General features: G+C 42.2%; 9 protein-coding genes. 7 read left to right on the plus strand and 2 right to left on the minus strand.

The window, feature by feature from the left end; genetic code table 11:
- Position 1: 1 nt before the first annotated feature.
- The 3 genes from QSE00_RS22140 (at position 2) to QSE00_RS22150 (ending at position 3,035) form a co-directional block, all read left to right on the plus strand.
- Complete coding sequence (locus QSE00_RS22140) at positions 2-1,012, plus strand: XdhC family protein (protein ID WP_286107544.1); 1,011 nt, start codon at positions 2-4, stop codon at positions 1,010-1,012.
- Complete coding sequence (locus QSE00_RS22145) at positions 1,012-1,617, plus strand: nucleotidyltransferase family protein (RefSeq protein ID WP_286107545.1); 606 nt, start codon at positions 1,012-1,014, stop codon at positions 1,615-1,617. The genes QSE00_RS22140 and QSE00_RS22145 overlap by 1 nt, the downstream gene beginning before the upstream one ends.
- 323 nt (positions 1,618-1,940) lie before the next feature.
- On the plus strand, positions 1,941-3,035 hold the full coding sequence (locus QSE00_RS22150; protein ID WP_286107546.1) for an amidohydrolase family protein: 1,095 nt from the start codon (positions 1,941-1,943) through the stop codon (positions 3,033-3,035).
- 19 nt (positions 3,036-3,054) lie between these two features.
- Here QSE00_RS22150 and QSE00_RS22155 read toward each other — a convergent pair whose 3' ends face one another.
- Entirely contained in the window at positions 3,055-3,195 is a 141-nt protein-coding gene (locus tag QSE00_RS22155) for a hypothetical protein (RefSeq protein ID WP_181422832.1), read from the minus strand.
- Positions 3,196-5,240: 2,045 nt separating this feature from the next.
- On the opposite strand from QSE00_RS22155, the gene QSE00_RS22160 reads away from it, so the two are divergent.
- The gene (locus QSE00_RS22160) at positions 5,241-5,786 is read left to right on the plus strand and encodes a hypothetical protein (RefSeq protein ID WP_286107547.1); all 546 of its coding nucleotides are present in this window, start codon (positions 5,241-5,243) and stop codon (positions 5,784-5,786) included.
- Between the two features lie 209 nt (positions 5,787-5,995).
- Entirely contained in the window at positions 5,996-8,224 is a 2,229-nt protein-coding gene (locus QSE00_RS22165) for a TonB-dependent receptor (RefSeq protein WP_286107548.1), read from the plus strand.
- Between the two features lie 1,998 nt (positions 8,225-10,222).
- Here QSE00_RS22165 and recQ read toward each other — a convergent pair.
- The gene (recQ, locus tag QSE00_RS22170; protein WP_286107549.1) at positions 10,223-12,349 is read right to left on the minus strand and encodes a DNA helicase RecQ; all 2,127 of its coding nucleotides are present in this window, start codon (positions 12,347-12,349) and stop codon (positions 10,223-10,225) included.
- A gap of 171 nt (positions 12,350-12,520) precedes the next feature.
- Between recQ and QSE00_RS22175 the strand changes: the two genes are divergently transcribed.
- Both QSE00_RS22175 and QSE00_RS22180 read left to right on the plus strand, forming a co-directional pair.
- Positions 12,521-13,600, plus strand: a complete 1,080-nt coding sequence (locus QSE00_RS22175) for a metallophosphoesterase (RefSeq protein ID WP_286107550.1) — start codon at positions 12,521-12,523, stop codon at positions 13,598-13,600.
- A gap of 206 nt (positions 13,601-13,806) precedes the next feature.
- Positions 13,807-14,589 (plus strand): hypothetical protein, encoded by a 783-nt coding sequence (locus QSE00_RS22180; protein WP_286107551.1) that lies wholly within the window; start codon positions 13,807-13,809, stop codon positions 14,587-14,589.
- Positions 14,590-15,382 lie beyond the last annotated feature (793 nt).

A 15,382-nucleotide genomic window follows, 5' to 3' on the forward strand; every position in this document is an offset into this window, starting at 1 on the left:
TATGACGCACGAACTCAAAAAAATTGTACGGGAATATCAATCGGCCACTGCAAAGGGCTTAAAATGTGTTCTGGCCACGGTTGTGGCACTAGATGGCTCCTCCTATAGAAGACCTGGAGTGAGAATGCTGATATTGGAAGACGCGCATATGATAGGCGCAGTAAGTGGCGGCTGTGTTGAAAAGGAAGTAGTAAGACAGGCACAGTCCGTTTTTACCGATGACATTTCCAAAATAATGACCTATGATGGTCGATATAGACTAGGCTGTGAGGGGATTCTGTATATTTTATTGGAGCCTTTTAGGCCGGACAAGCTATTTTTGGAAACCTTTGAAAAAACCCTGACATCGAGACAACATTTTGAAATACGGTCCTATTTTGAAAAAAAAGAGGGGTCCAATGCCGATTACGGTTCAACAGTCGTTTTTGGACAGGAACCATTGCCACTTTTGACGGGTTTCCGTCCCCATGATAAACTTGAGGTTTTTGAGCAAAGCATGAAACCCTGTTTTAAACTATTCCTTATTGGAGCCGAACATGATGCGGTACAGTTATGTAGCTTTGCCTCTATGGCTGGTTGGGAAGTGACCATCGTTACCGACCCCTCCGAGGAAAAAAATATCTTGGATTTCGAAGGGGCCCATGACTTTCTTGGGATTTTACCTGAGAGCTTTCCAGTGGACGAAATAGATCGGCATACGGCCATTGTTCTAATGAACCACAGCTATTCCAAAGACTTAAAGTATTTATTAAGATTGAAGGACTCAAAACCCACATATTTAGGTCTTTTAGGTCCTTACAAAAGAAGGGAACAACTATTTAACGAACTCATGGAACTAAGCCCGGAGATTAGCTATGACTTTCTGGACGGAATCTATGGTCCTGCCGGACTCAATATTGGTGCGGAGACCCCACAGGAAATTGCCATATCCATTGTTGCCGAAATCTTATCGGTCATAAGGGAAAAGGAACCCATGCCCTTAAAAAACAAGAAAACCGGAATTCACGATTGATGCCGAAAGACTTACATGTAGCGATTCTGATCATGGCGGCCGGCACTTCCTCCCGGATGAAGGCCATAAAGCAGTTGTTGCCTTGGGGCGACAGCACTTTGATGGGCAATGCCCTAAATAATGCACGTTACTCCAAGGCCACTAAAGTATTGACGGTATTAGGAGCCTATCAGGAGGAGATACAACAGGCAACCGACTTTAGGCACTGTGAAACAATATATAACCCCGATTGGAAAATGGGATTGGGGAATTCCATTGCCTGTGGTACCAAGCACCTTCTGGGACAGGACCAAGTATATGGGGGAATTATGGTTATGCTGACCGACCAGCCCTTGATAGATGATCAGTATTTAAATGTACTTATCGATAATTTTTCCAATTCCCAACACAGCATTGTAGCCACCAAATATGTCGATAGGGTAGGAGTGCCCGCCATTTTTGGAAAGATCCATTTTAAGGCCCTTATGGAATTGAATTCGGACCATGGTGCTAGGGAAATCATCAAATCCCACCCAAGCGATGTTATGGGCATAGCCGCTGACGGAAAAGAGCTCGACATCGACACCTTGGAAGAATATGAACGGGTAAAAAAGAGTAATCAGTAGTCAGTGGTCACTGGTAACTAAATTGAACAGTTGGCTGTTCCAAGATTCAATGTTAAAAGTTATTTAATCCAAAAACCTAAACGTCATTGCGAGGAGCTAGGGCGAAGAAGCAATCTCCTTCTTTATGAGTGGATAGCCGCAAAGAGATAATCTCTCCCTAAGGCCGAGATATTGAACCTAGATCCCGCCGAAAAAGGCGGGATTAGTTCAACTTGCAGTTGTAAAGCTAAAGTCAAACATTTAATGTTCTGGAAATTTTTTAAGCTTCAAACTTTAGGTTGTCCACTATATAACATAAATTTAGAATCTAATTTAATGACATAATGATTTTAAAGAATTTAGTCCCTCTTTGTATATTGATTATAGCCTTTTCCAATGAAGCCTTCTCACAGGAAATGGGCTTCGAGGAATACAACCCTATATCGACCCTTAAAGTCCCAGGAAAGGAAATTCACAGGGCCAAGTTCCCATTTATAGATGTCCATGGCCATCAGTATCGAATGCCAAATCAGGATCTTTCCCTACTTATCGCGGATATGGATAAACTCAATTTGGCAATTATGGTCAACCTTAGTGGTGGTTCGGGAGAAAGGATAAAACAATCTTTGGAAAATATTAAAAACCATTACCCCAACAGATTTGCGGTTTTTGCCAATGTTGATTTTGACGGGGTTGGAAAACCTGGCTGGTCCGAGAAGGCAGTTGCACAATTGGAAGCCGATATCAAGAACGGGGCCAAGGGACTTAAGGTGTATAAAAGTCTTGGACTTCGGGATAAAGATGCTTCTGGAAAACGATTGGCAGTAGATGATGACCGCTTAAGCGCTATTTGGGAAAAATGTGGGGAATTGGGAGTACCTGTCCTTATCCACTCGGCCGACCCAAAACCTTTTTGGGATGAGGTAGATTCGGATAACGAAAGGTGGCTGGAACTAAAGACACACCCTAGGAGAAAGCGCTCGGCAACCGATCCAGCCCCTTGGGAACAAATTATAGGGGAACAGCACAGAATGTTTAAAAAGCATCCGAAAACGAACTTTATAAATGCCCATATGGGATGGTATGCCAACGACTTGGGTACCCTGGCACGTTTAATGGACGAAATACCCAATATGTATGTAGGAATAGGGGCCATTATTGCAGAATTGGGCCGACAACCAAAAAATGCCCATAAATTCTTTGTAAAATATCAGGACCGGGTCCTATTTGGTAAGGATAGTTGGAAACCGGAAGAATTTCCTACCTATTTTAGGGTGTTGGAATCCGATGATGAATACTTCCCGTATCATAAAAAATACCATGCTTTCTGGGCCATGTACGGAATGGACCTACCCGATGAAGTACTTAAAAAGTTATATTATAAGAATGCACTAAAACTCATTCCCGGATTGGACACGAGCTTATTTCCAAAGGATTGACAAGGCCCAACAAAGTAGGCTATTTGCTATCCTGGGGGTTTTGTATCTTTTCCAATTTCCCATATTCCTGAAAAATACCACACGAATCGGTTTTTTTAACAAGGGATTGTTCTTTTTTTCTTTTGGCCAAAGCTTCAATCTGCGGTGATAAAAATGCCATAACTAACTTTTTTTGTGATATAAAATTACTTTTTTTTAAGAACGCAATTGGAATCAAATTGTTGTTTTATTGTTAATTTTTTATTTGATATATGCTGAAATAACACTTCCCCGTAGGTCCAAACATGGTTTACAGGCGATTTATAATTGGTATTAAATACTTGGCCCATGTGGTTTGTAAGCATAAACACGGGCCCGCACCCCTTCCGTATTCCCCACCTCAGTTCCGCGGAAAACGCGGGACAGGCCTGCTAAGGGGAAGGAGTTTTTTTGTTTGGTGCTGATAACGGGATTTCAAGCACAACAACAGTGGTCCATACAAAATTCCTAACGGCATTCCACTTGAACTGACGTTGGACTTTCGGCTTTGAACCTTCAACTTTGAACCACAGTCGGGAGCTACTTGTGCGATTTCTCATATCCATTCGAAATGACTTTCTATTTTCAATATTAGGTTTAGCAAAATCTAGTTTCCCACTGCATTCAGACGGACTGAACGGTCACTTCCACATGAGCCTATTTCAGGCTCCCGACAGCCATCGGGAGAGAAGTCGCACATACTTGGCCAAAGCGGCTTATGTTCATAAACACGGGCCCGCACCCCTTCCGTATTCCCCACCTTAAGGTGGAGAATCCACCTTCCCCTAAGCAGGGGAAGGAGCTCTTTTTGTTTAGTGTCGATAACGGGATTTTAATCACAACAACAGTGGTCCATATAAAATTCCTAACGGCATTCCACTTGAACTGACTTTCAACATTGAACCACAGTCAGGAGCTACTTGTGCGATTTCTCATATTCATTCGAAATGACTTTCTATTTTTAATATTAGGTTTAGCCAAATCTAGTTTCCCACTGCATTCAGACGGACTGGATGGTCACTTCCACATGAGCCTATTTCAGGCTCCCGACAGCCATCGGGAGAGAAGTCGCACATACTTGGCCAAAGCGGCTTATGTTCATAAACACGGGCCCGCACCCCTTCCGTATTCCCCACCTTAAGGTGGAGAATCCACCTTCCCCTAAGCAGGGGAAGGAGCTCTTTTTGTTTGGTGTCGATAACGGGATTTTAATCACAACAACAGTGGTCTATACAAAATACCTAGCGGCATTCCACTTGAACTGACGATGGACTTTCGGCTTTGAACCTTGAACTACAGTCAGGAGCTACTTGTGCGATTTCCCATATCCATTCGAAATGACTTTCTATTTTCAATATTAGGTTTAGCCAAATCTAGTTTCACACTGCATTCAGACGGTCTAAACGGTCACTTCGACATGAGCCTATTTTCAGGCGATTGAGAAGTCGCACATACTTGGCCAAAGCGGCTTATGTTCATAAACACGGGCCCGTACCCCTTCCGTATTCCCCACCTTAAGGTGGAGAATCCACCTTCCCCTAAGCAGGGGAAGGAGCTCTTTTTGTTTGGTGTCGATAACGGGATTTTAATCACAACAACAGTGGTCTATACAAAATACCTAGCGGCATTCCACTTGAACTGACGATGGACTTTCGGCTTTGAACCTTGAACTACAGTCAGGAGCTACTTGTGCGATTTCTCATATTCATTCGAAATGACTTTCTATTTTCAATATTAGGTTTAGCCAAATCTAGTTTCACACTGCATTCAGACGGTCTAAACGGTCACTTCGACATGAGCCTATTTCAGGCGATTGAGAAGTCGCACATACAACACAATGACGACTTTCAACCTTGAACTACAGTCGGGAACTACTTGTGCGATTTCTCATATCCATTCGAAATGACTTTCTATTTTTCAATATTTATGTAAATCTAGATTCGTTAGAACTTTCTACACTTTTAAACTTCTATCTTCTAGGCTCTTGGTTCTTTTTCAACCAATTTACTATACCCATTTACCACTTCTCAATACTCTCTTTTAATTACTCACTACTAACCTCTCCATAAAAGAATAAAAAGAATGTTTCACGATATTTTAACAGTAAAACCGCTATGATTTTATATTTTCGGCGAAAATGAAACCCATCGCATAAATATTCTGTAGCTAAGGCATAAAAAGGTATTGGTGACCTGGAAAAATGAAAAAGGCTTGAAGCCGTGGTTGTTTAAATGTGTAGCGGTGCTTATTGGTATCTGCTATTTATTGGTGCCTTTACGGCAGGAGCTAACGGAACTGATGCACTTTTTATCGCATTCGTTTGATCAAGGAATAGGGCATCATACCATGGCCGCCCATTCCCATAATTTTAAGGACTACGATTGGCATGATGTAGCCCCGTCCGGGGCGTTGAGCCATACATCAGAAATCCAAAAACATATGGACTCCAACGAAATAGGTTTCCACAGTCACTCTCATCCACCCAATTCCAAACCCCACACGCACGAGGTTATAGATTTCATGAGCATGGCATTCAGTGCTTCAACCCCAAGCCATCAAGACAACGACGGAATGAAGGTGCAAACCGATTTGGACAAACATCTAGTGGTGATCCATTTTGGAACGTACCAAGCTATTGCAACATTTAAAAAATCCCATTTTTCCCACATCCAGGAAAACACTTCAAAAGGAATTCAATTACTTATAGTACCTCCTCCCGAGCCCCTTTGTTAATTTTTGGAACATAATAATTTTTAAAAGCAACCCATATCCATTTCTGGATGTAAGTGGTCAGCTTCTACATTGTTATTGTCCAATCCCGTGATACTTTAAAGAAAAGGCATGCAACTTTATCGCATTCAAAGCCATTGGTTTTATATGGATAGATATGCCCAAAATATATCAAAAATAGCTACTAGCTATTATGAACAAAAATTAAAAATATGATTAAAAACACCTTTGGATTATTGATTCTTTTACTTTGTGGTGCCTTAAATGCCCATACCATAAGTGGAACAATAACCAACCAGGATAATGTGCCCCTAAGTGGAGTAGGGGTGTACAATAAGAATACGGGCAATTATGCCTACAGTAATAATTCGGGAGCCTTTAGACTGGCAAACGTTAGCGTAAATGATCGTATCTATTTTTACAGTCTTGGATTTCAGAACAAAGAATTGCTCATTTCGGAAAGTCAGTTGGATTCCCCCCTTCGGATTGTCCTGGAGGAGGCCGCAGTGTCCTTAGACCAGGTGGTATTGGTATCCAATATCAATGCCATGAGCAATTTTGTAAACGTGGATGTTAAATCCGATCCCGTTAAATCCTCCCAGGAAATCCTCAGGAAGGTTCCTGGCCTCATCATTGGCCAGCATGCCGGTGGCGGTAAGGCCGAGCAAATTTTCCTAAGGGGATTTGATATTGACCACGGAACCGATATCGCTATAAATGTGGATGGCTTACCCGTAAACATGGTATCCCATGCCCATGGCCAAGGTTATGCCGATATGCACTTTATAATTCCGGAAACCATAGATAATATCGATTTTGGTAAGGGACCTTACTATGCCGATAAAGGCAATTTTAATACGGCCGGATATGTGGATTTGACCACCAAAAAGACCTTGGATAAAAACATGGTCAGTATGGAAGTCGGTAAATACAATACCTTAAGGGGCTTGGGGATGATAAAGCTACTGGAAAGCGATAATGACAATGCCTATATCGCTTCAGAATATTTAATTTCCGATGGCGTTTTTGAATCTCCCCAGAATTTCAATAGAATCAATATTATGGGACGCTACCACCATAAGGACGATGCCGGTAACGAAGTTAATTTGACCGCTTCACACTTTCAGAGCAAATGGGATGCCTCCGGACAAATTCCCCAACGGGCCGTAGACAATGGAAGCATTGGAAGGTTTGGCGCCATAGACGATACCGAAGGGGGCAATACCAGCCGTACCAATCTGTTGGTGAATCATAACAGGCAATTAGACCATCACAGTAGTCTTACATCCAAGTTCTTTATTTCCAAATATGATTTTGAACTGTATTCCAATTTCACATTCTTCTTGGAGGATCCCATTAACGGAGATCAAATAAAGCAAAAGGAAAATAGAACCCTTCTTGGGGGTGAGACCAGTTATGACAAAACACTACACTTGGACAATAATTCACAGTTCAGTTTCAATACGGGCCTAGGGTTTAGGTATGACGATATCAACGAGGTGGAACTTTCCCATACCTTGAACAGAAAGACTAGCCTGGAGCAACTTGCTTTTGGCAATATTGATGAATTGAACGCCTATGGCTTTTTCAGTATGAATTATAGAATAAATAAGTGGAACATCAATCCCGCGGTCCGTCTGGACTATTTAAAATTTGATTATGAAAATTTATTGACTTCGGCCTATGACCAAAAGAGTGAAAACAAAACGGTTTTAAGTCCCAAGCTGAATGCCATTTACCAAGCCTCCCAGGAGGTACAGGTGTATGCCAAGACCGGAATTGGCTTTCATTCCAATGATACCAGGGTGGTTACTGCCAATAATGGGGAAAGAATATTGCCTTTGGCCTTTGGAGCCGATATAGGGACCATCTACAAGCCAAAAAACCGATTGGTATTAAATATGGCCCTTTGGCATCTTTTTATGGAGCAGGAATTTGTGTATGTGGGAGATGCCGGCATTGTGGAACCTAGTGGCAAGACCAAACGTTTTGGGGTGGACCTAGGGGCGAGGTACCAGCTAACGGATTGGTTGTACGCCTATGGCGATCTTAATTATACCTATGCCAGAAGCGCGGAAGACACTAGTGGGGAGGATTATATCCCTTTGGCACCCGACCTGACCTCTTCGGGCGGACTTAGCTTTAAGGGGCTTAAAAACTTTTCGGGGGGAGTGAACTATCGTTTTATACAGGACCGACCTGCCAATGAAGACAATTCCATTGTTGCCAAGGGATATTTTGTAACCGATTTCAATCTAAATTATTCCTGGAAGAATTGGAATTTTGGACTTATCGTGGACAATCTTTTTGACACGGAATGGAACGAGACCCAATTTGCTACCAACAGTAGATTGTTCAACGAGGCGCAGGCGGTAGAGGAAATCCATTTTACCCCTGGAACACCTTTTTTTGCCAGGGGCAAGGTATCTGTTAGTTTTTAACGGAGGTTGTAACCAAATCATAGCTCCTTCCCTAAAGTTTTCTGGGGGGAAGGAGTTTTTTTGTGTCGTTCTTATCAAAAACTTTCTACCCCATAAAGAGTTTTCTATACAAAATGCCAAACGTCCCGTCACTCGAACTGACGATGGACTTTCGACTTTGAACCTTGAACTTTCAACCTTGAACTACAGTCAGGAGCTACTTGTGCGATTTCTCATATCCATTCGAAATGACTTTCTATTTTCAATATTTTAGGTTTAGCCAAATCTAGTTTCCCACAGTGTTCAGACTGACTGAACGGTCACTTCCACATGAGCCTATTTCAGGCGATTGAGAAGTCGCACATACTTGGCCAAAGCGGCTTATGTTCATAAACACGGGCCCGCACCCCTTCCGTATTCCCCACCTTAAGGTGGAGAATCCACCTTCCCCTAAGCAGGGGAAGGAGCTCTTTTTGTTTGGTGTCGATAACGGGATTTTAATCACAACAACAGTGGTCTATACAAAATACCTAGCGGCATTCCACTTGAACTGACGTTGGACTTTCGACTTTGAACCTTGAACTACAGTCGGGAGCTACTTGTGTGATTTCTCCTCGCTTTTGCTCGATCGAAATGACTTTTAATTTTAAACTTGAAACTTTGAAACCTTGAACTTTTAACATCCGAACATTCAACTTTTAACATTCAACTTTACAACTCATTACCCTACTTCGATTTCGACTACGCTCAATCTCCGATTTACCTTGAAACAATTTCTGCCCATTGTAATCTACCTTTTGGAATTTTGAACTTGAAACTAAGAAACTTTTAACATTCGACTTTACAACTTTAAACTGCATGCAGGAGCTACTTGTGCGATTTCTCATATTCATTCGAAATGACTTTCTATTTTTAATATTAGGTTTAGCCAAATCTAGTTTCCCACTGCATTCAGACGGACTGGATGGTCACTTCCACATGAGCCTATTTCAGGCGATTGAGAAGTCGCACATACTTGGCCAAAGCGGCTTATGTTCATAAACACGGGCCCGCACCCCTTCCGTATTCCCCACCTTAAGGTGGAGAATCCACCTTCCCCTAAGCAGGGGAAGGTGCTCTTTTTGTTTGGTGTCGATAACGGGATTTTAAGCACAACAACAGTGGTCTATACAAAATCCCTAGCGGCATTCCACTTGAACTGACGATGGACTTTCAACATTGAACTACAGTCGGGAGCTACTTGTGCGATTTCTCATATTTATTCGAAATGACTTTCTATTTTCAATATTAGGTTTAGCCTAATCTAGTTTCACACAGTGTTCAGACGGACTGGATGGTCACTTCGACATGAGCCTATTTTCAGGCTCCCGACAGCCATCGGGAGAGAAGTCGCACATACTTGGCCAAAGCGGCTTATGTTCATAAACACGGGCCCGCACCCCTTCCGTATTCCCCACCTTAAGGTGGAGAATCCACCTTCCCTTAAGCAGGGGAAGGAGCTCTTTTTGTTTGGTGCTGATAACGGGATTTTAATCACAACAACAGTGGTCTATACAAAATACCTAGGGGCATTCCACTTGAACTGACGATAGTACTTTCAACATTCAACTTTAAGCTTTTAACCACAGTCAGGAACTACTTGTGCGATTTCTCATATCCATTCGAAATGACTTGCTATTTTCAATATTAGGTTTAGCCTAATCTAGTTTCACACAGTGTTCAGACGGACTGAACGGTCACTTCGACATGAGCCTATTTTCAGGCTCCCGACAGCCATCGGGAGAGAAGTCGCACATACTTGGCCAAAGCGGCTTATGTTCATAAACACGGGCCCGCACCCCTTCCGTATTCCCCACCTTAAGGTGGAGAATCCACCTTCCCCTAAGCAGGGGAAGGAGCTCTTTTTGTTTGGTGCTGATAACGGGATTTTAATCACAACAACAGTGGTCTATACAAAATACCTAGGGGCATTCCACTTGAACTGACGATGGACTTTCGGCTTTCAACTTTCAACTCAATTTATAAAATCTTCTCCCTTTCAATAATGCTGAGTGCCAAGCGAATGGTAGCGTATTCCATTTTTTCTTCAAAATGCTCAAAGTAGGGTTTTAAGCCTTCCGGCTGTTGTAGTTCTTTCCTGGCCTCTGCTACTTTTACTACATCCTCCTTGGATATGAGTCGGTATATATCAATATCCTTCCCTTCATGGTACAATTTTTCCAAATGTGCCAAGATGGTATTGGGCTTTAGGCCCCTGATCTCTGCAATTTCTTCTACGGCTACGCCCGTCTTGAACAGCTCATAGGTTTCCAAAACCGTATCCGATTTTCTGGTCTTCTTTTTCTTCTTCTTGGTCTTTGCCTCTACAAAGGCTTTGATTTCATTGATGAACATCTCCCCATAAACCTCCAATTTACGTTGCCCAACTCCGTTGATCTCCTTGAACGCTTCATTGGTCATCGGCTTTTTGGATTCCATTTCCTTAAGGGTGGCATCGTTAAAGACCAGATAGGCTGGAATATTCTCTTCCAAAGAAATTTGAAACCGCAATTGCCGTAATTTTTCAAACAGTGAATTTGCACTAGCTGGTTTGGACTTGCTTTCCTTGCGAACTGCCATTTGTTCTTCTTTGGACAGGGGCTGACTCAATTGTACCTTGGTGTTGTTGAACAATACGGCCTTGGCCAAATCGGTCAGACGAAGAACGTTGTTCTTATGAAAGGCAATCTCACAGAGACCCTGGTTGATAAGCTGTATGGCATAATGCTGCCAATGGTTCCATGAAATATCCTTACCAATACCATAGGTCTTTATTTCCTGATAGTTTTTATCCAAGATGTTGGCATTTTGGGCTCCCCTCAACACATCTATAACGGTTCCCGTAGCCTCGGACTCCTTTAATCTGGCAATGGTAGACAATATCTTTTGTGCTATTACGGTGCCATCAAAAAACTGTGGTGGATTTTTACAAACGTCGCAATTGCCACAATCGGACTGTAAATACTCTCCAAAATAACTCAGTAAAATCTTTCTTCTACAGCTCGAGGCCTCCGAAAACTGTTTCATTCGCTCCAACTTGGCCAACTGTACTTCCTCATTGGCGGCACCAGAGGCAAATCTTTGCAACTGGATTACATCGGCATAACTGTGGAACAATAGGGCGTGTGCCGCTAATCCGTCCCTTCCGGACCTACCTATTTCCTGATAATAGCCCTCGATATTTTTGGGCATATTGTAGTGTATCACCCAACGTACGTTAGACTTGTCTATCCCCATCCCAAAGGCAATGGTGGCGCACACAATCTGGGTCTTGTCAAAAATAAAATCCTCCTGTACCTGGTTGCGACTTTCAAAATCCAATCCCGCATGGTAGGCGGCTGCCTTAACACCGTTATTGCGAATTTTTTCGACCAGGGTTTCGGTGGATTTCCGACTAAGACAATATATAATTCCCGATTCGTTGGGCCTTTGCTCTATAAATTGAAGTATTTGGGAGACTCGGTCATGGGCCGCCCGTACTTCCAGAAAGATATTCTTTCTATCAAAGGAAGCCAAAAACTGCTTGGCCTTGGGAATCTTCAATTGCGCCAATATATCCTGCCGGGTAGCCTTATCCGCGGTAGCCGTTAAAGCAATAATGGGGGTTTGGGGCAGGGAAGCCTTTAAAAATCCCAATTGTTGGTAAGACGGTCTAAAATCGTGCCCCCAGGAGGAGATACAATGGGCTTCGTCCACCGCCACACAACCAACAAACTCCTCTTTTAAGATAGGGGATAGGCCCTGTAGACTTTCCGGTGCCACATATAGCAACTTTAACTCCCCCTTATGGGTGCTGTCCAATATGGCCTGCTGTTCTTCGGCAGACTGACTACTATTAAAAAAAGCTGCTGGGATACCGTTGGCGTTAAGTCCATCTACCTGATCCTTCATCAAGGCAATTAGGGGCGAAATTACCAAGGTAGTGCCCTTGAACAAAAGGGCGGGTAATTGGAAACAAATGGATTTACCGCCACCTGTGGGCATGATTACCAAACAATCCTCCTTGTTCAACACCGCCGTGATAATGGCCTCTTGTTGTTTTCTAAAGCGGTCAAAACCAAAGTACTTTTTTAAATAGGGGATCAATTCGTTCTGGAAATCGGGCATGGGTATCGGTTAAGCTTTTGTAAGGGACGAAAATAATCATATTTGGTATCCCAATACAACTATCCCGATCTTAAAATCCCAAGAAATAAATAGAAATAAGGGCAAGGGTCTTATTTGGGCTTACTCTAAAAAGGTTAAATTTATCCCATACAACCATCAAAATCTACCAAAATGAAGCTTAGACACTATTATTACCTTTTAATTTGCACCCTTTTTATACATTCCTCTGCTCTAAGGGCACAAGAAGCCTATACGGCTCCCAAATTATCCAATCCGGATTCCTGGTCCATTATTCTGGTTCCGGATACCCAGAGCTATGTGAAATTTGAAAGAAATCAGGGCATCCTGGAAACCATGACAGCTTGGATCAGTGAAAATATCGATGCCCTAAATATAAAAATGGTGCTGTGTACTGGCGATTTGGTAGAGCAGAACGAACTTTTGGTGCCGGACAAGGTAAATGGAAATATGCCCAGTAGGGACCAGTGGAGGGCCGTTTCCCATGCTTTTGGGCGACTGGACGGAAAGGTTCCCTATATCCTGGCGGCAGGTAACCACGACTTTGGCTATAAAAGTGTTGAAAACCGAAAATCCAATTACAGCCAGTATTTTCCCGTGCACAAAAACCTATTGAATGCAAAGGCTTTGAGGGCAGCCGGTAAGAACATAGACGGCCTGCCCTCGGTGGAAAATGCCACTTATGAACTGATATCCCCCCAAGAAAAAAAGTTCTTGTTCCTGAACCTTGAATTTGCACCGCGGGATACTATTTTACAATGGGCCAACAGTGAGATCTCCAAAGAAATCTATAAAGATCATACGGTGGTAATGCTTACCCATTCCTATCTAAATGCCCAAAACAAGCATATGGAAAAAGAAAACTATCCCATAGTGGATGCCAACTATGGTAAATCGATTTGGGAAAAGCTAGTGGCCCCTTCCAAGAACGTACAATTGGTATTTTCGGGTCATATTGGTTCCCCTGATAATTTTAGGGGACATACCGCCTTTAGGGTAGACAGGAACGCTGCCGGTAAAAAAGTGAACCAGATTACCTTTAATGCACAGGCCATGGGCGGTGGATGGCATGGCAATGGGGGAGACGGTTGGCTACGGATTATGGAGTTTTTACCAGATGGAAAGACCGTCATTACCACTACGTTTTCGCCCTATTTCGCCATATCGCCCACTACGCAAAAAATGGCTTATCAGCGGGACGACTACAACAATTTTAGGTTTCAATTGGATTGATGTCACTATTAAAAGGGGGGGCAATCACAGTGATTTTTGGATTAAGGTACTGATAACCAAGGGTATTATCGGCCTAAAGTGGTTATATACGTAGGATAATTCTTAATAATGTATACTTTGCGTCGAAAATTTGCGTTTTTTTTAACATAATATTATATAAGCGCTTATTTTAGCCCAAGTTAAATATGTTTTAAACCCTACAAACAATGAAAACATTTAATTATTTAGTTTTAAGTTTCGGACTTGTTTTGATCGCCGCTTGTAGCAATGATGCTATGAATGGCCTAAATGATGAAAGTCTGACCCCTGAACAAGTGAAAGCCCAAATGCAGGTCAATGCCGTTTCGGACGGACTGGACGAGTTAGTTTCTGAATTACTGATCAACGACAAGGCGGGAAAGTCTAACAAGACCAGCACAGAGTGTGCAACACTGGCTTTTACCGATGAAAGTATTACGGTTGCTTACGATCAATGTATCATTCATGGTAAGTCGATAAGCGGTACCATTGTATTAACAGGCAACAATGGAAACACCGATGGCAACAAGGGGAGTTATGAGATTAGTTTTACCGACTTCACCTACAACGATTATATATTGAACGGAACCAAGACTTTGTCTTTCGATTTCTCCGATGCCAATAGTCCAACCTTTACCATAGCAACCGATGCCACTTTTGAGGATGACAACGGAAACATTATAGCCTGGGAGGGCAACAAGGTATTGAGCTGGCATTTGGATCAGATCAATGCTGAAGGAGACGATGTTACCTGTACAGGAGAGTGGGACATTACCGTAGATGGTATAACCTATGAATTTACCGTGACCGAAGCTTTATCCGCCAACCTGGGATGTGCCTATATCACTTCCGGTGTTATGCAGTTGGAAGTGAACGATATGACAGCTACCTTGGACTTTGGTGCAGGCACTTGTGATCAGACAGGTACTGTTACCTATCCTAATGGTGAATCTGAAGAGATCAGCTGGTAGTTGCCATAATCTTTATAACCATATTAAGAATCCCCGATGCATTGCATCGGGGATTTTTTTTTGTCATTCATTTTTCCCAGTAGGTTTTCATTAATTTTTATGTTTGCCTGTATCATCAATTTCTTTGATTGTGGAATATCTTCCGACTTAAATCTAAACCTGTAATCAAATAAAGTACCCATAACCAAATCTACTTTTCATTTTCTTTGCTTGTCCAAAGAAAACGAAACAAAAGAAAAGACACCTTCTCCAAGGAATTTTTTAGACTATGTCTAAAAATCGGATTCAAAACTCCGCGCTTTTTTCAAAACAAAAAGCTGAATCTCGGAGCTTTTGAATCCTATTCTGTGGATAAGGATTCCCATTCACAAACTTCTTGCTCTGATTTTCGACTCATTTCTCCTTAAATCTTTAATACCGATACCGATAATTCTTTTTAGAATGTCAATCGGAATATTGCAACCTAGAAATACAGAGTTGGCATCTAGATGACAGACAGTTACTGTTACCTATCCTAATGGTGAATCTGAAGAGATCAGCTGGTAGTTGCCATAATCTTTATAACCATATTAAGAATCCCCGATGCAATGCATCGGGGATTCTTTTTTATCATTCATTTTTCCCAGTAGGTTTTCATTAATTTTTATATTTGCCTGTATCATCAATTTCCTTGATTGTGGAATATCTTCCGACTTAAATCTAAACCTGTAATCAAATAAAGTACCCATAACCAAATCTACTTTTCATTTTCTTTGCTTGTCCAAAGAAAACGAAACAAAAGAAAAGACACCTT

Origin of the sequence: Arenibacter flavimaris, assembly GCF_030291335.1 — a bacterium.
In the GTDB taxonomy this organism is placed as follows: Bacteria; Bacteroidota; Bacteroidia; order Flavobacteriales; family Flavobacteriaceae; genus Arenibacter.